Origin of the sequence: Cohnella sp. GbtcB17, from assembly GCF_019091135.1 — a bacterium.
In the GTDB taxonomy this organism is placed as follows: Bacteria; Bacillota; Bacilli; order Paenibacillales; family Paenibacillaceae; genus Cohnella.
Genome location: NZ_JAGXJW010000001.1, coordinates 82,544 through 103,733 on the forward strand (window position 1 = coordinate 82,544; position 21,190 = coordinate 103,733).

Annotated in this window: 16 protein-coding genes; 14 read left to right on the forward strand and 2 right to left on the reverse strand. The window is 55.6% G+C overall.

Features of this window, described 5'->3' with window-relative positions; genetic code table 11:
• Positions 1-155: 155 nt before the first annotated feature.
• Entirely contained in the window at positions 156-845 is a 690-nt protein-coding gene (locus KVT38_RS00330) for a hypothetical protein (RefSeq protein WP_217591686.1), read from the reverse strand.
• A gap of 973 nt (positions 846-1,818) precedes the next feature.
• Here KVT38_RS00330 and KVT38_RS00335 point away from each other — a divergent pair.
• The 3 genes from KVT38_RS00335 (at position 1,819) to KVT38_RS35475 (ending at position 6,360) form a co-directional block, all read left to right on the forward strand.
• Positions 1,819-4,275: a glycoside hydrolase family 31 protein gene (locus KVT38_RS00335; protein ID WP_254638862.1), complete on the forward strand. Its 2,457-nt coding sequence runs from the start codon at positions 1,819-1,821 to the stop codon at positions 4,273-4,275.
• Positions 4,276-4,526: 251 nt separating this feature from the next.
• Positions 4,527-5,546: a zinc-dependent alcohol dehydrogenase gene (locus KVT38_RS00340; protein ID WP_217591687.1), complete on the forward strand. Its 1,020-nt coding sequence runs from the start codon at positions 4,527-4,529 to the stop codon at positions 5,544-5,546.
• An 88-nt stretch (positions 5,547-5,634) separates the two neighbouring features.
• A complete protein-coding gene (locus KVT38_RS35475) occupies positions 5,635-6,360 on the forward strand; it encodes a winged helix-turn-helix domain-containing protein (protein ID WP_217591688.1) in 726 nt (241 codons plus the stop codon).
• A 63-nt stretch (positions 6,361-6,423) separates the two neighbouring features.
• On the opposite strand, the gene KVT38_RS00350 is transcribed toward KVT38_RS35475, so the two are convergent.
• On the reverse strand, positions 6,424-7,893 hold the full coding sequence (locus KVT38_RS00350; protein WP_217591689.1) for a glycoside hydrolase family 55 protein: 1,470 nt from the start codon (positions 7,891-7,893) through the stop codon (positions 6,424-6,426).
• Positions 7,894-8,102: 209 nt separating this feature from the next.
• Between KVT38_RS00350 and KVT38_RS00355 the strand changes: the two genes are divergently transcribed.
• From KVT38_RS00355 to KVT38_RS00405, 11 genes are all read left to right on the forward strand, one after another.
• Positions 8,103-8,786: a GntR family transcriptional regulator gene (locus KVT38_RS00355; protein ID WP_217591690.1), complete on the forward strand. Its 684-nt coding sequence runs from the start codon at positions 8,103-8,105 to the stop codon at positions 8,784-8,786.
• A 263-nt stretch (positions 8,787-9,049) separates the two neighbouring features.
• Positions 9,050-10,759, forward strand: coding sequence for an extracellular solute-binding protein (locus KVT38_RS00360; protein WP_217591691.1), 1,710 nt, complete (start codon positions 9,050-9,052; stop codon positions 10,757-10,759).
• A 79-nt stretch (positions 10,760-10,838) separates the two neighbouring features.
• Positions 10,839-11,738: an ABC transporter permease gene (locus KVT38_RS00365; RefSeq protein WP_217591692.1), complete on the forward strand. Its 900-nt coding sequence runs from the start codon at positions 10,839-10,841 to the stop codon at positions 11,736-11,738.
• Positions 11,739-11,811: 73 nt separating this feature from the next.
• Complete coding sequence (locus KVT38_RS00370) at positions 11,812-12,639, forward strand: carbohydrate ABC transporter permease (RefSeq protein ID WP_217591803.1); 828 nt, start codon at positions 11,812-11,814, stop codon at positions 12,637-12,639.
• A gap of 38 nt (positions 12,640-12,677) precedes the next feature.
• Positions 12,678-13,529 (forward strand): sugar phosphate isomerase/epimerase family protein, encoded by an 852-nt coding sequence (locus KVT38_RS00375; protein ID WP_217591693.1) that lies wholly within the window; start codon positions 12,678-12,680, stop codon positions 13,527-13,529.
• Positions 13,530-13,542: 13 nt separating this feature from the next.
• A complete protein-coding gene (locus tag KVT38_RS00380) occupies positions 13,543-14,568 on the forward strand; it encodes a Gfo/Idh/MocA family protein (RefSeq protein ID WP_217591694.1) in 1,026 nt (341 codons plus the stop codon).
• Between the two features lie 34 nt (positions 14,569-14,602).
• Positions 14,603-15,730: an aminotransferase class V-fold PLP-dependent enzyme gene (locus KVT38_RS00385; protein ID WP_217591695.1), complete on the forward strand. Its 1,128-nt coding sequence runs from the start codon at positions 14,603-14,605 to the stop codon at positions 15,728-15,730.
• A gap of 44 nt (positions 15,731-15,774) precedes the next feature.
• Positions 15,775-18,822, forward strand: a complete 3,048-nt coding sequence (locus tag KVT38_RS00390; protein WP_217591696.1) for a FlgD immunoglobulin-like domain containing protein — start codon at positions 15,775-15,777, stop codon at positions 18,820-18,822.
• Positions 18,823-18,864: 42 nt separating this feature from the next.
• Positions 18,865-20,052: a M20 family metallopeptidase gene (locus tag KVT38_RS00395; protein ID WP_217591697.1), complete on the forward strand. Its 1,188-nt coding sequence runs from the start codon at positions 18,865-18,867 to the stop codon at positions 20,050-20,052.
• On the forward strand, positions 20,049-20,438 hold the full coding sequence (locus KVT38_RS00400) for a RidA family protein (RefSeq protein WP_217591698.1): 390 nt from the start codon (positions 20,049-20,051) through the stop codon (positions 20,436-20,438). Before KVT38_RS00395 ends, KVT38_RS00400 begins: the two co-directional genes overlap by 4 nt.
• Entirely contained in the window at positions 20,414-21,178 is a 765-nt protein-coding gene (locus KVT38_RS00405; RefSeq protein ID WP_217591699.1) for an MBL fold metallo-hydrolase, read from the forward strand. The genes KVT38_RS00400 and KVT38_RS00405 overlap by 25 nt, the downstream gene beginning before the upstream one ends.
• Positions 21,179-21,190 lie beyond the last annotated feature (12 nt).

Consider the following 21,190-nt stretch of genomic DNA (forward strand, 5'->3'; position numbering starts at 1 on the left):
TCGGTTAGGAACAAACCAGGTCTCATGTATTGTAGTACCACCGTCGAAGTCTCAGTTAGGAACAAACTAGCCATCTTGCGTTGACGTACCACCGCTGAAGTCTTGGTTAGGAATAAAATAATCGCTCCACTGTCGTACCTCCGTTGAGTTCCTGGTCACATTTGATGTTTATACAATCTCGGCAGCACAGCGTAACTCGTAATCCGTCCACTTGGCGATAGATTCGATTTAACGAATCCTTTGGCGTCCAGCGCCTGCAATCCTATGAAGGCTGCTTGATGGCCTATTTTGAGCGCGGACATAACCTCTTTAATCTTGATGGTGCTTCTTTGCTTGCCGCACCAGTGCAAAATGGCACGTTCATGCAGGCTTATTTCCATAGGAGGCGCTCCAGAGTTGCCATATCCCCAAGCTGACATTGCTACTAACAATGTTTGCTGACAGCGCTTAGGTCTCTCCAGCATATCGTCTCTACTAAATCGAAGAATGTGCCAGCCATCGATGAGGAGGAGATTTTGCCGCTCCAGATTATCCGCGAACCGATATCGGTTAACATCTCTGTAATGAGTTCCGTAAGCGTCCGACTCCACAAACATTCCTCTATAAGCGCCTGGCGGTACATAGGCATTGTCAACGAATCGAATGACTCCATTGTAGTCAGCCACTTCGTATTCGGGATGGATATAATCGAGATTGCCCACGGCTGGCCACCATACGTTTTCAAGCGCCAACTTTTCATTGAATCTGTCGACATCCTTCAATCTTCTTTTGCGCTCGCCTTTGCTGTTGCGAATCGCCCGTGCCATCATTTCTTGGTAAGCTGCCTCAAATAAACGGTCTCCCATAATTAGTGCCTCCCTCGGGTAACAAAATAAAAAGGCCGCCTGTCCGAATAACTTCGGAGCAGACGGCCTGTGCTTCAGGCTGTAAACTTGCTGATGTTTTTAGCTTACATGACTTTAAAGAAGTAGACAAGAGGGGATTCCTATCAAGACTTGGCGCGCAAGTGGCACGAAGAGCAGGCTGATTAGTTCCTATCCGGGACTTCTGAGGCGGTGAGGCGCAAAGGGGCCCCGAGTTAGTTTCTAACTGGGACTTCTGCGGCGTTGAGGCGTGGAGGGGATCCGAGTTAGTTTCTAACCGGGACTTCTGCGGCAGAGAGGTGCGGGGAGCAGGCTGATTAGTTCCTATCCGGGACTTCTGCGGCGGTGAGGCGCAAAGGGGCCCCGAGTTAGTTTCTAACTGGGACTTCTGCGGCAGAGAGGTGCGGGGAGCAGGCTGATTAGTTCCTATCCGGGACTTCTGCGGCGGTGAGGCGCGTAGGGGCCCCGAGTTAGTTTCTAACTGGGACTTCTGCGGCAGAGAGGTGCGGTGAGCAGGCTGATTAGTTCCTATCCGGGACTTCTGCGGCGGTGAGGCGTGGAGGGGATCCGAGTTAGTTTCTAACCGGGACTTCTGTGGCAGAGGGGCATGGGGAGCAGGCTGATTAGTTCCTATCCGGGACTTCTGCGGCGGTGAGGCGTGGAGGGGATCCGAGTTTGTTTCTAACCGGGACTTCTGTGGCAGAGGGGCATGGGGAGCAGGCTGATTAGTTCCTATCCGGGACTTCTGAGGCGATGAGGTACGGAGGGGATCCGAGTTAGTTTCTAACTGGGACTTCTGCGGCAGAGAGGTGCGGGGAGCAGGGGATCAGTGAAGAAAGTGAGCACGTTCAATCACTCAATTCCGTAATCCTGCACATACATTGCGTAGCCTGGGTAATATCAGTTCAATACGGCTCTTGATATGATGAATTCATCTTAGAGAGATAGAGGTGTCATGAGCATGTTGAATAGCGAAGAGATTCATCCCGATAACGTAGCGACGGAGGGGGACGCGGACAAGCCGGCGCTTGTGCGCATTGGCAAGCTGACCGCTGCCGAGCCGCTTGGCGAGCAAGGCGTCGTATTCCGTGGAGAAAATGCGAGTCTTGCCCTGGTTGGCGTCGCGGAGGGCATTTTAAGGCTGAAGTTGTTGATTGGCGAAGGAGACCCATTGCTGGACGCGACGCCTGCGATTCTACCTCAAGCGCCGACCGGCGGAATCGCACTGACCGAAGACGCGAGCGCTTACACGTTCAGGGCCGCAGGCCTGCGGGCTGTCGTCGCCAAGGCTCCGTTCGGCATCCAGCTATTCGACGGCGATAACCGGCCGCTCGCCAGCGTGCTCGGCATCGAATGGAACGGCAAACGCTCGCAAACGATCGCGCTGGCGATGGAGGAGAGTTCCCACTTTTACGGCCTGGGGGAAAAGACGGGTTTTCTCGATAAAAAGGGCGAGCGGTACGAAATGTGGAACAGCGACGTCTACGATCCGCACGTGCCGGATATCGAAGCTCTGTATCAATCGATTCCGTGGAGCATCCATTTCCGGTACGATCGCCCCGCTTACGGCGTACTGCTGGACAATCCGGGCCGCACGGCCTTCGACATGCGCACTCGCAACGACCGTTATCTGATCTCGGCGGAGACGGGCGCGCTGGACCTGTATGTGCTTGCCGGCCCGACGCTTAAAGACGTCGTCTCGAGGCTTGCCGGCCTGACCGGCCGCACGCCGCTGCCGCCGAAGTGGGCGATCGGCTATCAGCAGTCCCGCTACAGCTACATGAATCAAGAGGAAGTGCTGAAGGTAGCCAGGACGTTCCGGGAGAAAAAGATACCTTGTGATGTCCTCTACCTGGACATTCATTATATGGACGAGTACCGCGTATTCACCTGGGATCCCGTCGCGTTTCCGCGGGCGAAGGAGATGATGCGGGAGCTCACAGTAATGGGCTTCAACCTCGTTCCGATCGTCGATCCGGGCGTCAAAAAGGATCCGAGTTACCGGCCTTACCGCGAAGGCGTTCAGAACGGTTACTTTTGCCGGAAGCTGGAGGGAGAGATTTTTATCGGACCGGTGTGGCCGGGCCCGAGCGCTTTCCCGGACTTTACCGACGACCGCGCGTCGACATGGTGGGGCGACCTTCACGTCCATTATGTCGAACACGGCATCAAGGGCATCTGGAACGACATGAACGAGCCGTCCGTCTTCTGCGAATCGAAAACGATGGATCTGGACGTCGTCCACGCGAACAACGGCAGCCCCAAGACGCATGGCGAATGGCACAATCTATACGGCATGCTCATGTCGAAGGCTACGCATGAAGGCATGAAGCGCCATCTGCAAGGCGAACGGCCTTTCGTGCTGACGCGTGCGGGCTATACCGGCATCCAGCGTTATGCGACGGTGTGGACCGGCGATAACCGGGCATATTGGGAGCATCTCGCAATGAGCATTCCGATGGTGCTCAATCTGGGCCTGTCTGGCGTCGCGTTCGCGGGACCCGATATCGGCGGCTTCTCGCATCATACGACGGGCGAGCTGCTGGCGCGCTGGACGCAGGTAGGCGCGTTCACCCCGTTTTGCCGCAATCACAGCGCCATCGATACGATCCGGCAAGAACCGTGGCTGTTCGGTGAAAAGGTAGAAGACATCTGTCGCAGCTATATCGGTCTGCGGTACCGGCTCCTGCCGACGCTGTACGCGTTGTTCTACGAGACGTCCATATCGGGCCTCCCGATCGTGCGGTCGCTGCTCATGGAATACCCGGACGACGCGACCGTCTACAACCTGTGCGACCAGTTCCTCTTCGGGCCGGACCTGCTGATCGCGCCGATCCTGCGTCCGGGCACGTTCTCGCGCGCCGTCTATTTGCCGGCGGGCGTCTGGTTCGACTACTGGACGGGCGAGCGTCACGAAGGCGGCCGCTGGATCCTGGCCTCCGCGCCGCTTGAGACGATGCCGATGTTCGTCCGCGCGGGAGGGATCCTGGCCGAGCAGCCGCTTGCCATGTATGCGGACGACGCAGCCGCGCAGTCAGAGCCGCTCACGCTGAACGTTTACGCGGGAGGAGAAGGACAATTCCGTCTGTATGAAGACGACGGCAGCACGTATGCGTACGAGCAAGGGGCGTACCGGCTTCGCGAATTCAGATGGTTGGAGCAAAACGGCGCGGGCACGCTGCGCTGCGAGCTGGCGCACGACGGCTCGCTGCACGACCGCGAGACGGAAGAGGCGAGCAAGGACGCAGCTAAGCAGACGCTCCGGATCGTCGTGCGGCAGATGCCTTCGTCGCCTGCGCAGGCGACCGCTTCGGGCGCCTCGCTGCGCGAATGGACATACGATGCCGAATCACAGCAGCTTCACGTGATCGTCGAAGACGCGGCGGGCAGCTTCGAGCTGCGGTTTTTCTAACGAAACGCGGCTTCGAACATACTCGTCGGCGGCACGTTCGCTCGATCCGACGAAAACATGTTAACGAACAGGCGGTCTTCGGCGCTCCAGCCGGAGACCGCTTTTCTTAAGCTCGGGCGCACTTGCAGCGATCCAGCGACAATCCGACAGTAGCATTATTAAAATATAATATATAATATATTTTATTGAACTGTTCATGTTCATTATATATAATACATAATTATCACGCTGATTGAAGAAGGAGGAGAACCATGAAGGCTTTAGTTTGGACCGCAGCAGAACAAATGGCATGGGAAGACATAGAGCTCCCGGTACCACAAGCGCATGAAGTTCTCGCACGTGTGGTGGCGGTGGGCATTTGCGGCTCGGAGATCGAAGGTTTTCTCGGTCATAACAGTCTTCGCAAGCCCCCTTTGATTATGGGGCATGAGTTTTGCGGCGTGGTGGAGCGCGTAGGGAGCCAAGCGGATGAAGCGCTGATCGGCAAAAAAATCGTGGCGAATCCGCTGCTCTTTTGCGGGAAATGCGCGCGATGCCGCAAAGGAGCGACTCACTTGTGCGACAGCCGGAATATTATCGGCATTCATCGCCCCGGCGCGTTTGCGGAGCGGGTAATCGTGCCCGCCGCGTCGGTCGTCGAAGTGCCAGATTCGATAAGCGCGCATCGCGCGGCGCTCGCGGAGCCGCTTGCTTGTTCGCTTCGCGCGACCCGCAGGGCGATGGAGCGCCATCCCATCCCCAATGTCGTCGTATTCGGCGCCGGCGGCATCGGTTTGCTTAGCGCGATGACGGCTTCGCTGCTGGGGGCGGCCAAGGTGATGGTGGTCGATACCAACCCGGATCGGCTCGCGATGTGCCGGAAGATCGGCATCGAAGAGACAGTCAACGCCCGCGAGGACAAGCTGGAAGCGAAGGCGGAGCTTGCGTTCGGTTCGAAAGGGGTCGATGTCGTCATCGACGCTGCAGGTTTTCAACCGTCCAGAGAAGCGGCCATTCGGCTGCTCAATCCCGGCGGAACCTTGATGAATATCGGGCTTGGAATCGATGAGACGATACTGCCGATCAATTATGCCATCCGTCATGAAATCGAGATTCTGGGTTCCTTCTGTTACTCGCGCCAGGATTTCCAGGATGCGGTGGACTTATTGACCGCCGGAAAAATAACGGAGGCAGACTGGACGGAGATTCGCCCGCTTTCCGAAGGGTTCCAAGCCTTTAAACAATTAGTTGCAGGGCAAGTCACCAGCGGAAAGATCCTTCTAATCCCATAGTAAGCCCAGTTACTTCATTAAGATGGAGCATCCCCGTCTCGCTTGACGTCATTGTTATTCGCTATTCTTGAGCAAAGGATCGGATACTGTGAAACGGACAAAGACGGTATTAATTATTAAAGAAGAAGCGTGGGAAAGCCATTTGGCCGAACAAAGTCTTTGCAAGGACGGCTGGCGCACGATCGCCGTGAACTGGGGACCGCATGGCATGCGCCTATTCGAAGACGAGCCGCCGGATCTTGCCATTCTTAAACTAAAGGCGGATTCGGCATGCGCTGAAAATTTGTGCCAGAAAATCAGGGAGCGCTCCCACGTTCCGATTATCGTTGTCCTGCCGCTCATGTCCGACGCAAGCGCGCTCAGCGTTCTGTATCAAGGCGCGGACGCCTACTTGCTGTCCCCGGTAAACCCCGACGAGCTCGTAGCAAAGGCTCACGCGGCTTACAGACGTTCCGCGATTTACATGAATCAGGTCTCGCATTACGCAAGTTATGGTCGCGGCCGGCTGGTGATCGACTATCGAAAGTCGAATGTAGGAATCGATGGGCGGCAAGTGATGCTGACCAACACGGAATATGCGCTGCTGACGACGATCTGCGAGGGCATGAACCGGATATTGACGCGCTCCGAGTTGATGCGCCACATTCTGGGCTATCGCAGTGAAGTGGATACCCGATCGATTGACGTGCATATTAAAAATATTCGCAGAAAATTGGAGGCGAATCCAAGGGAGCCCGAAATCGTGCTGACCGTAAGAGGCCGGGGATATAAATTAGGCCTGTCGAAAGACGATATTAACGAAAGCGCGGTATAAGGACAAAGGAAAGCAAGCCCTTCAGGCGTTTGCCTGAAGGGCTTGCTGGCGTGGAACCGCCCGCTATTCGACGAGGAAGCTGACGCCGTTTAACGACAGATAGTCGTTGCCGCCGCTCATGAACAGCACTTGGCCCGTCGCGAGAACTTGAATCTCGCCGATTTGCGCGACGCCGCCTTCGAGCGTGCTTACGATGAATTTACGGGCTTTTGCAGGCCGGTAGCCTTCGGGAAGCTGGAAGATGACGCTGCCCGCAGTTGCGCTGCCGTCCTTGATCAAGCCGTCCAAACTCACTTTACCGTTCATGTCGCGGCTGAAGGAGGCTTGCCCGAAGTCGGTTGGGTCGTAATCCGTCCAACCGTTCGACAGCGTCGCCGGCTTCTCCACGCCCAGCGTCGTAACGCCGTCGTCGTCGATCGCGTCTGCGCGGGCGATAAATCCGGTGCTGCCCAGGAACTGGTTGTCGTAACCGATCTCGGTGAGCGTCGCATCGGGCTCCAGCTTGATCGTGCCTATCGTGCCGGTGGCCAACGTGTTGCCGCTTATTTTCGTGCTGACGGCATTCCCGATTTTAATCGCATAATCCACATGTCCCGCATATCCCCAGCCGTTTACGTTGTTGCCTACGATCTGGGAGAACACGACAGGATTGACTTCGCCGTCCAAGGAGATGGCGGCTTGATGCGCGCTGGTGTGCGGCACGTTTTGTTCGATTTGGTTGTACAAAATCTTGACCTGATTGCCTTCCGTCACGCGGATGGCTCCGCCGGCGGCCGTTATATTGTTGAACGCGACGACGACTTTGGCAGCGCCGACCACCTGGCTTAATTCGACGCCGATGTTGTCCCCGGTAATCGTATTGCCCAGGATGTTGATCGAATCGCCTGCGTTCAGCAGCGACAACCCGCCGTAGAAGACGTTATTCTCGAAGGAAGAAGTGAACAAGCTCGGGTCGCCTTTGGGGTTGGTCAGCTTAACGGCATTGCCGCCCAGTTGCCAGAAGTAATTGTTCTGCAGAAGCAGCTTGGACATGAATTGTGGATAGGTGGAGATGTCGATATTCAGCGCGTGTCGGGCAGGTTTGCTGCCTTCCTGGGGAATAATGTTGATGGAATCGATGCCGAATTGCCAGCCGATGCCAAGCTCCGGCGAAATTCGGATGACATCGGTCGTATTCGGAACGGTGGCGGCAACGACCAGGCGGCTAAAAAATCCGTCTCCCAAAATATGAATGGGGCGCGTAATGAGGAGCAGCTCGGTTCCGGTGCCATTGATCAGGTAGTCGCCGCCGGGAATGTATACGGTGCCGCCTTTTACGCCGGCCGCCGTGATCGCGTCTTGAATCGCTTGTCGATCGTTCGTCGTTCCGTCGCCCTTCGCCCCGTAATCCATGACGTTGAAGAACGTTCGGGCTGCATCCTTCTTCTTTTTCTCCGTGTCCTTGCCTGTGCTTGCGCTAGCGGAAACCCCGAATAGTGAGACGGCAAGACAAACGGCGAGTGCGGCCAAGCTCCATCTTCGTAATGCTTTCATCGTCCAACATCCTTTCAATTGGGGATTGTGTCTTCCGAAGTCAACGATAGCACAACCAATATGAAGGGAATGTAAAGATAACTCCGGCGCAAGAAGAGGGAGTTAACAGCGATTCACTGTGATATAATATATAATATTAAATTTATACTGTAGAGAGCGGGACAAGGATGAACAATATAACGAAGCAGTCTTTTTTGGAAAAGAAAAGCATGAGCCAAGATCTAGCTACGCTCATTAAGCAGCAAATTCTGAACGGAGAACTCAATCCGGGAGACAGAATCGTCGAAACGAAGGTCGCCAAGGAACTGGGAATCAGCCAAACGCCGGTTCGCGAAGCCGTGCGATTGCTATCGGGAGAGGGGATCATCAACATTGTCCCGAACCGGGGGCCGATTGTGAAGGACATGGAAGAAAAAGATATTTTTGAAATTTATTCGCTGCGCGCTTCCCTGGAGGGCTTGGCGATGCGGCTGACGACGTTAAACGCGACAAAGGAACAGCTTCAGCTCCTCGTGCAACTTTACGCGGAGATGGGCGAGAAGCTCAAAGATCCTGAAGTAGACTCGCTGCTTAAAGAATCGTTGAACCTCCACCAGAGCATCATTCAGTTCTCGCGCCATTCCAGGCTGATTCAAATTTACGATTCGATTTCTTTCCAGATCGAGCTGGCTAACCGGATCATCGGCATGAAGTCGACGAAGCAGAAGGAATACGACGAGCATAAGGAGCTGATCGACGCGCTTCAAAAAGGCGATCCCGACGAGTCGGAAAAGGTGATGAGAAGGCATATCCACCGGTCCTTCAAAGAGTGTATCCAAACGCTGCAGAACAACGGTTCCGCGGATCGTACGAGCATTTTGGAATTGTGGCCTGAAGAGAAGATGGATATATAAATGGGCATCCGTAGCGGCAGGGCTTTTGGCTTGCCGCTTCGGCGTTTTGGCGTTTTTTTGTAAGCGGTACCAAAGAAACGGGAGATTTCGTTTAATTGGTTGACAAATACATATTAAATATTATATATAATTTATTATATTTTAAATTTAACGAATGGGGGACGTTGGGTCAGAGAGACGCTTTAATAGGAGATGAGCGTACCAAGAGAGATTTTCCGATGAGAGCCATGCCATTCAAATGCGTAATTACGAGGAGGATGTCCATGAAACGGTTCGGTACTATGATAACGCTATCATCCATGCTCGCAATCTCCGCCCTGCTGCCTGCCTGCAGCAACAACGCGCCGTCGAACGAGGCGGGCAAGTCGTCGTCCGCAAGCACAGGCTCTAGCGAGAGCTCGGCGACCGCGACAGCAAGTAATGCTTCAAGCGAAACGGCTTCGGCCGGCTTACCGGCCAAGTTCGATCCCCCGGTCGAGATGAGCTATGTCAGCTATCAGTTCGCCACGCTGAAATACGACAAAGGCGACGACGTGAACAACAACAACTGGACGCGCATGCTGAAGGACGAATACGGCATCGTCGCCAAAAACGTCTGGGAAGTCCCCTACGCCCAATATCCTCAAAAAACGGATTTGATGATCGCCTCGGGCGACATTCCGGATTTCTTCCTCGCCAGCCCTACCCAGCTCAAACAACTGTACGAAGCCGACATGATCGAGGATTTGACCGACGTTTACAATAAATACGCGCCGGAACTGGTGCGCAAGGTGCAGGATGCCGCGGGCGAATACCCGAGAAAAGCCGCGACGATCGACGGCAAATTGATGGGTATCCCGTTTACGGGCGTTCTGCGCGAGAGCGTCAATGGTTTATGGGTGCGCATGGACTGGATCAAGAAGCTTGGCTTACCAGAACCCAAGACGTTTGAAGACTTCATGACAATCGCCGATGCTTTCGCCAACAAGGATCCGGATGGCAACAACAAGAAGGACACGATCGGCCTGGGGCTCGACAAGGATCTGGCCATGACGGCTCCGTTTATGAACATGCTGCACGCCTACAAATCGATCTGGACGAAAGACGCGGACGGCAAACTGGTTTACAGCAGTACGCAGCCTGCTATGAAAGAATCGCTGATCAAGCTGCATGATCTGTACGAGAAAGGCATTTTGGACAAGGAATTCGTAGTCAAAGACGTAACGAAGCTGTTCGAAGACGTAACCGCCAACAGGGTCGGCATGTTCTACTCGGCCGGCACGGCGGGCGCGTATCCGCTGCAGGGCAGCAAGGATAACGACCCGAATGTGGAGTGGAAGATGTTCCCGCTGCCGGCCTACGACGATCAGCCGGGCAAGTTCCAAACGGAGCTCGATATTTTCCACGGATTCTGGGTCGTGAAGAAGGGCTTCAAGCATCCGGAAGCGTTGCTGCGAATCCAGGAGCAATGGCTGGCGAACTTCTACTTCAACAACAGCGACGAGACGCATCAAAAGTTCGTGAGCAACGCGGACAACGATACGATCTGGATGGAATCTCCGGCCAAGCTCTATATGCCGACCCGGAACCGGGACTTCTATCTGCTCGTCAACGACGTCTTGTCGGGCAAGGCCGACAAATCCACGGTGCCTCCTGGCGTAAGAGATATTTTAGGCATGATCGAGAAGTACAAAGCCGGCGACAACCAGTTCTGGGGTCAAAATCTGATTTACGGCGAAGGCGGCTCCATGGGCGTGGCGGATCACTATATCAATGAAAATCTTTACGTGCAAAACGAATTTATTGCGGCACCGCTTCAAGTGATGGTGGACAAGGGCGTCAACCTGACCAAGCTGGAGCTGGACGCATTCACGAAGATCATCACCGGCAACGAACCGATCGAGTCGTTCGACAAGTTCGTGACGAATTGGAAGAAGCAGGGCGGAGACGACGTCACAAAAGCGATTAACGAGTGGTATACGGCTAACCAATAGCGCGACAGCGCGACGAAATGCCAGAGGAGCAAGTTTTCTCTTCTGGCATTTTACGAACGGGGCGAAACGAGGGATCGCAATGCTGAAAAAATCATGGAAACGCGAGCTGCCGCTTCACCTGCTGCTGCTGCCGGCAGCCGCGATCGTCTTTATTTTCAACTATATACCGATGGCCGGCATCCTGATGGCTTTCGAACGGTATATTCCGACGAAAGGCATCTGGGGCTCCAAATGGGTGGGCTTCGATAACTTCAGCTATATTTTTTCGCTGCCGGATACGTACACCGTGCTGTGGAATACCCTTTTCATCGCCTGCATGAAAATTGTCGTCGGGCAAGTGACGCCGATCGCCGTTGCCCTGCTGCTGAACGAGATGCGTTCGGCATTGATCAAGCGAGGCGTACAAACGCTCATCTATTTGCCTCACTTCCTGTCCTGGACGATATTGGGCGGCATTATGATCGACATTTTGTCCCCGTCGTCCGGCATCGTCAATCAAATGCTGACCGCGATCGGCGGCAAGCCGATTTTTTTCCTGGGGGACAACAACTGGTTTCCGTTCACGATCGTGATCTCCAACGAATGGAAGGAATTCGGCTTCAGTACGATCGTTTACCTGGCCGCGCTGACCGGCATCTCTCCCGCCCTGTACGAGGCCGCCGTCATGGACGGTGCGGGCAGATGGCGACAGACCTGGCATATTACGCTGCCGGGAATGAGACCCGTCATTATTCTGCTGGTCACGCTCAGCCTTGGACAAGTGTTAAATGCCGGCTTCGAGCAAATCTTCGTCCTGTACAGTCCGCAGGTGTACGAGAGCGGCGATATCATCGACACGATGGTGTACAGAATGGGGATGCTGAGCGCGCAGTACGGCCCGGCTACCGCGATCGGCCTGATGAAGTCCTTCGTTTCGTTAATCCTCATATCCGTTGCGTATTTCCTGGCCTACAGGCTTGCCAATTACCGAATATTTTAGCTGACGAGGAGGTGAGCTCTTGGTAAAAGAATCGCTTGGCCGCAAGCTGTTTCTGGGCTTCGACTATACGTTCATGATCTTGCTGTCCCTGCTCTGCATGTTCCCGCTGGTTCACGTGCTGGCCGTATCGTTCAGCTCCAATGCCGCATCGTCTGCGGGGCTGGTCACGTTGTGGCCCATCGGCTTTAATTTGAAGTCCTATGAATTCGTCATGCAAAACGCCGAGTTTTTGCGATCTCTTGGCGTCTCCGTTCAGCGCGTGCTGCTCGGAAGCCTCATTCAAATGCTGCTGATCGTCATCACAGCCTACCCGTTGTCCATGGAGGCCTCCAGATTCCGGTTTCGTACCGCGTATGCCTGGTATTTTCTCGTGACGATATTGTTCGGCGGCGGGCTGATTCCCACCTATATGGTCATCAAGGATCTGGGCATGCTGGACACCCTTTGGGCGCTCATCGTTCCATCGTCGGTGCCGGTATTCAGCGTCGTGCTGCTGCTTAACTTCTACAGAGGCCTCCCGCGAGAACTGGAAGAAGCCGCATTCATCGACGGCGCCAGCCTGCTGCGCACGTTGTTCAGCATTATCCTTCCGCTTTCTCTGCCTGCGATCGCTACGCTTCTCTTGTTCTCGATGGTCGGCCACTGGAATGCCTGGTTCGATGGACTGCTCTATATGAACCGGCCGGAAAATTATCCGCTGCAAAGCTACCTGCAGACGCTTATTATCAACAACGACTTCAAGGCGACGACGGCGGAGGAACTGCAAATGCTGAAATCGATCTCGAACCGCTCCGTTAAAGCCGCTCAAATATTTCTTGGCGCGCTCCCGATTTTGCTCGTTTACCCGTTTCTGCAAAAGTATTTCATGAAAGGCATCGTTCTTGGCAGCGTGAAGGAATGACGAAGGGTTGAACAAATAAGCAGCTCGGGGGTAGGGAAATGGCAGCTCTAGATTCGAAAATCGGCATCATTAATCCGCTTGAAAACGGGGGCGACTGCTTCGGGCCGGTCCTGCATTACGCATTGAGTGTATGTCAATTGGTCAGTTGGGACATAAGCCAGGCGACGGAGGAGATTGCATTTACCGTCAAGGCGGCTGCCGATAAGGCCGGCGTGCGCATCGCCGCCATGTGGGCTGGCGTACCCGGACCGCAAGTGTGGAATTTCGTAGAGGGCCCTCTCACCTTGGGCATCGTGCCGCAAGCCTACAGGGCGGAAAGAGTCGCCGCGCTGAAGCGATGGGCCGACTTTGCCGCCCGGATCGGGGCGCCGGCGATCATTACGCACTGCGGCTTCATACCGGAAAACATGACGGATCCCGAATATCCGGCCGTCGTCGAGGCGATCCGTGAAGTCGCGCAATACTGCTTGGATCGGGGACTCGAATTCTGGCTCGAGACGGGTCAGGAGACGCCGGTCGTCCTGTTGCGAACGATCGAACGCGTCGGAACGGGCAATCTCGGCCTCAACTTCGATCCGGCCAACCTGATTATGTATGGCAAGGGCAATCCGATCGATGCGCTGGATACGGTGGGCGATTACGTACGCAACATTCACGTGAAGGACGGATTGTATCCGGTCAGCGGCGATCTTCTTGGGGCGGAGGTGCGTCCGGGACTCGGCAGGGTGAGATTTCCGGAGTTCGTCGGAAAGCTGACGGAGCTTGGATTTGCCGGCGATTGGATCATCGAGCGGGAAATTCATGGGGAACAACAGGAGAAGGACATCCGCAGTACGATCGCCGATCTGAATCGGTGGGCGCAAGCAGCGGATTCGAAAAGCGGCGAATGAGGGGGAAGACGGCATGTTAAAGGTAGGACTTATCGGCATCGGCTTTATCGGAAGGGCGCATCTCGACCAGTATTTGCGGCTGGAGCAGGAGGACTATCCCATTCGCGTAACAGCGATTTGCGATACGGATCCCAAGAAGTTCGAAGGCGAATTTACCGAGGGCAATATCGGGGTGGGCAACGCCGAGTACGATTTTTCCAAATACCGTGTATACACGAATCTGGACGACATGCTCGCCTCGGAATCGTTCGATTACGTGGACATCGCGCTGCCGACGTTTTTGCATGACGCGGTCGCGATTCAGGTGTTGAAGAAGGGATTTAACGTCCTCTGCGAAAAACCGATGGCGCTCGATTCCAAGCGCTGCAAAGCGATGCTCGAGGCGGCGGGGAGAAGCGGCAAGCATTTGATGATTGGCCAATGTCTTCGCTTCTGGCCGGCCTACGAATACTTGAAGGATTGCGTAGACAAGAGCGCGTGGGGCGCCGTCAGGTCTGCGCGCTTCTACAGGGGCAGCAGCGCGCCGGTCTGGTCGAACCAGAACTGGCTGCTGGACGAATCGCGAAGCGGCGGGGCATTGGTCGATTTTCACGTGCACGATGCGGACATGATCCGGTGGCTGTTCGGAAATCCGGCTTCCGTCTCCGCGCTCGGACGCAATGTGTATCCGGGCAGCGGCTACGACATTCTGTCGGCGCAATACGTTTACCCCGACGGCAAGATCGTATCCGCCGAGGCGGACTGGTCGCTGCCGCCGAGCATTCCGTTCGAGATGTCGTACCGTGTGGGATTCGACGAAGCCGCCGTAGTGTTTACGGGAGGCAAGGTGACTGTATATCCCAAAGAAGGTTCTGCTTTTACGCCGGAGCTGTCTGCGGATACGGGGTTTTACCGGGAGATCGTCTACTTGGCCGATTGCTTGCTGAACGGGCGAGTTCCGTCCGTCTCGCAGGGAGACGACGTAGCGGCTTCGATTCGTCTGGTGGAAGCCGAGAAACGATCCGCCGACGGCGGAGGCAAGTGGATCAAACTCAAATAAATAGCGAAACGCAAAGATCGGGGAGTGAGAGAAGTTGGAATCCTTGCTGAACAAGCAGCTTTTTATCGGAATGGAGCAATGCGCCTGGTTTTATAGCGGGGCGGAGACGCCGCCGCTCAAGGGAAGCATGGATGCGATTAACGACTATTTGACCAGGCGGAGCGAAGGACCGGCAGGACGGGAAAACAATGCGGCGATCGAGGCGTCCTGCAAGGCGAATCTCGCGCTTCTGCTTGGAGGAAAGCCCGATCATATCAGCTTTCTGTCCAATTCTTCGGAGATCATCTCCACGATCGCGGGCGCCGTTGCGTTTCGCCCCGGAGACAATGTCGTCGTCAACCGGCTGGAATTTCCGTCGGGCGTCCTTCCGTGGCTCGTGCTGCAGGACCGGGGCATCGAAGTGAGGTTCGTGGAGCACGCGAATTGGCGCGTGACGCCGGACGATATTATGGCCGAGGTAGACGATCGGACCCGGCTCGTCATTACGAGCCATGTCAGTTATTTGTCGGGCGCGCGCCTCGATTATCGAGCGTTGTACCAACGACTGAAGGAGACGGACACGCTGCTTCTGCTCGATGCCACGCAATCGCTGGGCGCGGTGCCCGTCGATATGAACGAAACCGATTTTCTGGTGTGCAGCTCCTATAAATGGCTCCTCGGCATTCATGGCATCGGAATCCTGGGTGTCAATCCGGCCCGGCTTGAGGCGTTTATGCCGCGTTCGGTCGGCTGGCGCAGCGTTAAGGATATGTTTGCCCCGATCAGGCGGAGCAGTTATGAATTCCATCACGATGCCAAACGGTTCGAGACCGGCTATCCGAGCTATCCGACGATCTATGCGCTTAATTATTCGACAAAGCTGCTGCTGGATACCGGGATCGAACGTATCGAAAACCATATTTTGCGGCTGGGGGATGAATTGATCGGCAAGCTCGAAGCGATGGGCTTCACGATCATTACGCCGCAAGAGCCGCAGCTGCGGGCCGGCAACGTATGCGTCGCCTCCGACCGGGGGGAAGCGGTATCCGAGTATCTTCAGAAGCAAGGCATCTATTTATGGGGGGGCGACGGACGGTTCCGCGCTTCGATTCACTCCTTCAACGACAGCGCGGACGTGGACCGGTTGATCGGCGCCTTGTCCGGCGCGAGAGAAACCGCTTAACGGCAGTGCACGCATCCCAATCCGGATCATAAGGAGTCGTGGACATGAATCAAGCGAAAAAAGCGTTTGTTCTCCTGACGATTTGGCTGGCCGTTTTTATTTTTTGGGGAACCGGCAGGTCCTCGGCAGCCGACTCGGACTTCATCGTCGAGGAAAATCAGTTTCAATATTACAACGACGGCGTCACCGTGGCCGATGCAAGCGCGTTAAACGGATCGGCCGGCAAAATGCTGAATACGAGCGTCAATTGGAATATCACGCACGTTCGCTCGGACTTCAGCGCCCTGCAGCCGGGGAAATCCTACGACGTCTTTTTTCGCATAAAAGTGAACCATGTTCCGGCGGCTCCTTCGGGCAACGCATTCGAGTTCGGCGTTTGGGATAACACGTACGGCGACTATATTCTCCCTCAAAAGGCCGTGCCTGCCAGCGCGACGCAGGATATGACGTGGAAAGAATTCAGGGCGGGAACGTTCGTGCCGAATGCCGGCGTCAATCAGCTTGTTTTTTTCGTAACGGGAACCAATAACGCCAGTCAAATATCCGAGATCTACGTGGATCAAATCATACTCCGGCCGCACGCGGCTATCGACATTCAAGACAGCGACTTTATTTTGAGCGGCACGTCCGTCCTGACCGCAAGCCCGCTCGCTTCAAATAATAGCGCGGCGATTCTGTACAATGGTGCCGGCAGCAACTGGAACGTCCAGGCGCCGATTGACGGCACGAAGCTGCGAACCGACGAAACGTACGATGTTACGGCTATCGTACAAATCGATCGATCCGACTGGAGCGCTTCTACCGGCGATATATTCGGCGTTCTGCTGTACGACACGACGACGAGCACTTACGTCTTGCCGCCCAAGGTCTACACGACGGCCAGCCCGGAAACGCAAGACAAATTCAAGTTCTACATCGGAATCAAGATCAATGCCGCGCCGCTCGCCCTGAATCCGACGCACGTCTATCGCGTAGGCTTCTATCAAGTGAACAACGCATCCAACTTTCCTTCTATTAAAATCGACACCGTGACGGTTAGCGAAGCGCAGGTCAACGACAATCCCGCGCAGTCGATCACCGTGAAGCCTTATAAGATCTCTCCCGGCAACCAGGACGATCTGAACGATACCGCGGGTATTACGTATTCCCTGGCAGCGCCGCAAACGATCAGCGCCAAAATCGTCGATAGCAACGGCAGCCTGGTCAAAACGCTTGTGAGCGGCGCGAGTCAAAGCGGCACGGTGAAAATCTCGTGGGACGGCAGAAACAACGCCAACGCGATCGTAGCCAACGGGATGTATAAAGTCGTGGTCAGCAATGCGAGCGGGGAATTGTACCGGAAGAATATCCAGGTCATTACCGGCGTTACGTTAAGCGCGCCCGTGGCGCCCGCGCCTTTCGTGGCACGGGGAACCTGGTTCGAGGGAGGCGAGATCCCTTACCAATCCGCAGCCAGAATCTCGTATTTGAACAACAGCTTCCAGGATTTGAAGGATGCCAACATGAACGTGGTCAGCATTGCCAACTGGGTCGGCCCGGATGCGGTATATACGGATACGTTGGACCGGGCGGCGGTTTACGGAATTAAAGTCATGGCCTTTCCGATGGCGTACGCCACATTCAGCAACCCGGCGCTCGAGAACGATGAGATCGCGTTATACAACGAGATCAACGACAGAATCGCTCCGATCAAAAATCACGCGGCCCTGTACGCGTACGTTTTGAAAGACGAGCCCATGAATCTGGACGCGGAAAATGCGATTTTCCTGAGAAACGCCAAACGAATAACGGAAACGATCGATCCCAATCATCAGGCGCTGATCGACTACGTAGCCCCGGAATATACGGAGTTCCATTACGACATCCAGAAAACGCAGACGCTGTTAACGGATCCTTACGGGGCGGCGCTGGGATATCCGGTTGGGGATTTTACCCATTACATGAATCACCCCTACTATTCGAATATCGATTATATCCCTTATCTGGATTTCCTCCATATGCTTACCAAAAAGGACATTCAGAACAAGGCGCCGTGGTGGACCGTCGTTCAGAACTACGGGCATGAGCCGACTGGCTTAAGAGATCCGATCCCGGCCGAAACGAGGGCCATGACGTATCTGAACATCGGCCACGGCTCCAAGGGATTCCTGTACTTTATCTATCAAACCGAAAGCTCGTGGAAAGGCATGGTCGACGAGAATTACGTTCGGGGGCCCAAGTTCACGACCGTGCAAACCTTGCTTAGCGAAATAAAGACGCTCGAGCCGACCCTTTTGTCGATGACCCGGATCGCGAACGTCGCGACGACGATCGGCGGCGGCAACACGACAAGCGCTGCGCATCCCAGCGCGGACGTGACGACGCACGAGAATCTGGCAACCGGAGACAAGTACCTGGTCGTCGTCAATCACGACGCTTTGAACAGCGCCAACGTCACGATTAAGATCGATCGGGCCAAACTCGGCATGGATATTACGAATATCGAAAACGTCCTTACCGGCGCGGCCGTCAGCTATACGACGTATCCGGATCGTTATGAAATCAGCGCCTTAAACTTTGCCGCGGGGGACGGAAAGATTCTCAAGCTGACGAAGAGTACCGTCCAAACGGTATACGTCGGCCAGGACAACGACCTGACGATGTTCGGCGGAGCCACGAAAAACAATCCGGACGTGTCGGCTTCGGACGGGAAAACAACGCTGAAGACCGTAGTCGCCGCAAACGGATGGGACATCCAGTGGTTCTGGGATAAAACGAAACTCGTTCCGGGCGCAACTTACGATCTGTACGCGGTCGTTAAAATCAAATACGCCGACGACCTGTATTTCGACGCGAACGGGAAGCCCAAATTCGTAACGCCGACCGGGAATGCGTTCTCTTACGGCGTCTACGATGCGACGACGTCGTCGTATCCGTTCGGAACGACGGCCGTGCCCGCCTCCAATATGGAAAATATGCTGTGGCGCACGATCAAGATCGGCTCGTTTATCCCTTCCCAGACGAATAACCAATATGCCTATATCTGGCCGGCGGATAATGCCGCCAACGTGAAGGCGGTTTACGTAGACAAAATGTATTTCGTAAAACAGTAGGCGGAGAAATTCGGACGGTTGCAGGGGCGAGGAGCGAGGAAGATGGAAGTGCAGGAATTCGACGAAAAGGCTCACCCCGCGGTGCGGATCTTGGACGATTTGGTGCGCATTCAAAGCGTGAACCCGCATTACGGAGAGGGCGCGCGCGGAGAGCGGGACGTGGCCGATTATATCGAAGCGCGCATGCGCAAAGCGGGGTTAAAGGTGACCAGACAGCCGGTCGCCGAAGGCCGCGACAATATAATCGCCGAGCTTCGGGTAGGCAAGCCGGAATCCGCGCTGCTGTTCGAGGCGCATATGGACACCGTATCGATCGGGAGCATGGACGACGCACTGACGCCGATTTATCGCGACGGCAAAATGTACGGCAGGGGCGCTTGCGACACGAAAGGCGCACTGGCCGGCATGATCCATATGATGGAGCGCTGCGCCGCCCATCCGGAGCGCTTGAACGCGGACATCGTCTTCTGCGCGTCGGTCGACGAGGAGTACGCCTATCAGGGCCTTAGGGCGTTTATATCGCTTGACATGCCGCTCACTGGCGCCGTCGTCGGCGAGCCGACCGAGCTTGGCATCGTGGTCGAACACAAGGGATGCTCCCGGTTTTCCGTTCGGACGTTCGGCGTAGCCGCCCACAGCTCGGTGCCCCACGAGGGGACGAATGCCATCTATGCGATGATGGACGTCGTCCGGCACGTGAGAGAGAAGGGTGAGCCGGAGCTGGAGCAGACGAGCAGCGCGTTATGCGGGAATCCGACGATCGTCGTCAGTACGGTGAGCGGAGGCAGTCAGATCAATATCGTGCCGGAAGCCTGCGAGATTCGGATCGACCGGCGCATCGTTCCCGGAGAAGATCCCGAGCGCGTGCTGGCCGAGTTCGAGCGGGAACTCAGAGCTTCGCTTCCAGGCGTTCGACTGTCGGTCGAGCCGCTGCTGCTCGATCCTGCGCTCCACACGCCGCACAATGCAGCGGTCGTCCATACGGCGCGGCGTATCGCCGAATCGCTCGCCTTGAGCCCGGTTCTGCGCGGCGTATCTTACGGCAGCAACGCAAGCAAGCTGCAGGCCTGGAAGGGGATCCCGTCCATCGTGTACGGTCCGGGATCAATCGCGCAGGCGCACTCCGCGCAGGAATGGGTTTCCGTTGCGGAGGTCGTGCAGGCGGCCGAATTTTATTATCAGCTGGCTTGCAGCTACAAAATCGAACAAGAGGAGAGCATGCGACGATGAAGAAAGAAATCATACGCACCGATAAAGCGCCGAAGCCCAGCGGCTCCTATTCGCAGGCCGTCAAGCTGGGCGACATGGTCTACGTAGCGGGCACGTGTCCGTTCGATCTCGTGACCGGCGAAGTGCTGTTTCCCGGAGACATGGCGCGGCAAACGCAAATCGTGCTCGAATATATGGCGCAAATCCTGATCGCGGCGGGCACTTCGATGGAGCATGTCGTCAAAGTGACTTCCTTCATTGACGAGCTGAACGACTTTGCGGCATATAACGACGTTTACGCGCAGTTTTTCCAAGCGGATCCGCCCGCACGCAGCACGGTCGAAATCGTTAAGTTTCCTCCCGGCATGCGCGTCGAGATCGAGTGCATCGCCTACATTCCGTCATGATTCAGGTCGATGAAGGCATCTATCTGGTCGGCAGCGGTAAATACGGCTTTCGGCTCAGCGATCCGATGGATTGCAACGTTTATTTGCTGGACGGTGGAAACGGCAAATACGCGATGGTCGATGCCGGCGGAGGTTTGGAGCCCGAGCGGATCGCGGCGAATATCGAGCGCTTGGGCGTCTCGCCGACGCAAATCCAGGTGCTGCTGCTCACGCACGGCCATGGCGACCATGCGGCCGGCGCCGCTTATTTTCAGCGACAATACGGCATGCAGGTGATGGCTTCCGAGGAAATCATGCCCTGGATCCAAAGCGGAGACCGGGAGAAGACGAGCATCGACGCGGCGGTCAGGGCGGGCGTATATCCGGCGGATTATGAATTTCCGCCTTGTTCGGTAGCCAGAGGCTTGCGGGAGAACGACGAGATCGCGATCGGCGATCTCGTGCTGAAGGCGATCGATACGCCCGGCCATGCGCGGGGGCATCTTTCCTTTCTGCTCGAACGAGACGGAAGAAAGCTGTTGTTCGGCGGCGACTCCGTATTCGCGGGAGGCAAGGTCGTCATTCAAAACGTCTGGGACTGCGTCATTTTCGAATACGCGTCTACGGTGGAAAAGCTGCACGGGCTCCGCATCGACAGCTTGTTCCCCGGGCATGGCGTCGTCTTGCTGACGGAAGCGTGGAGAGCCGTCGCCGAGGCGCAAGCCTGCTTCGGGCGGCTCGACGTACCGCCGAATTTATAGGTAGGAGTGTGA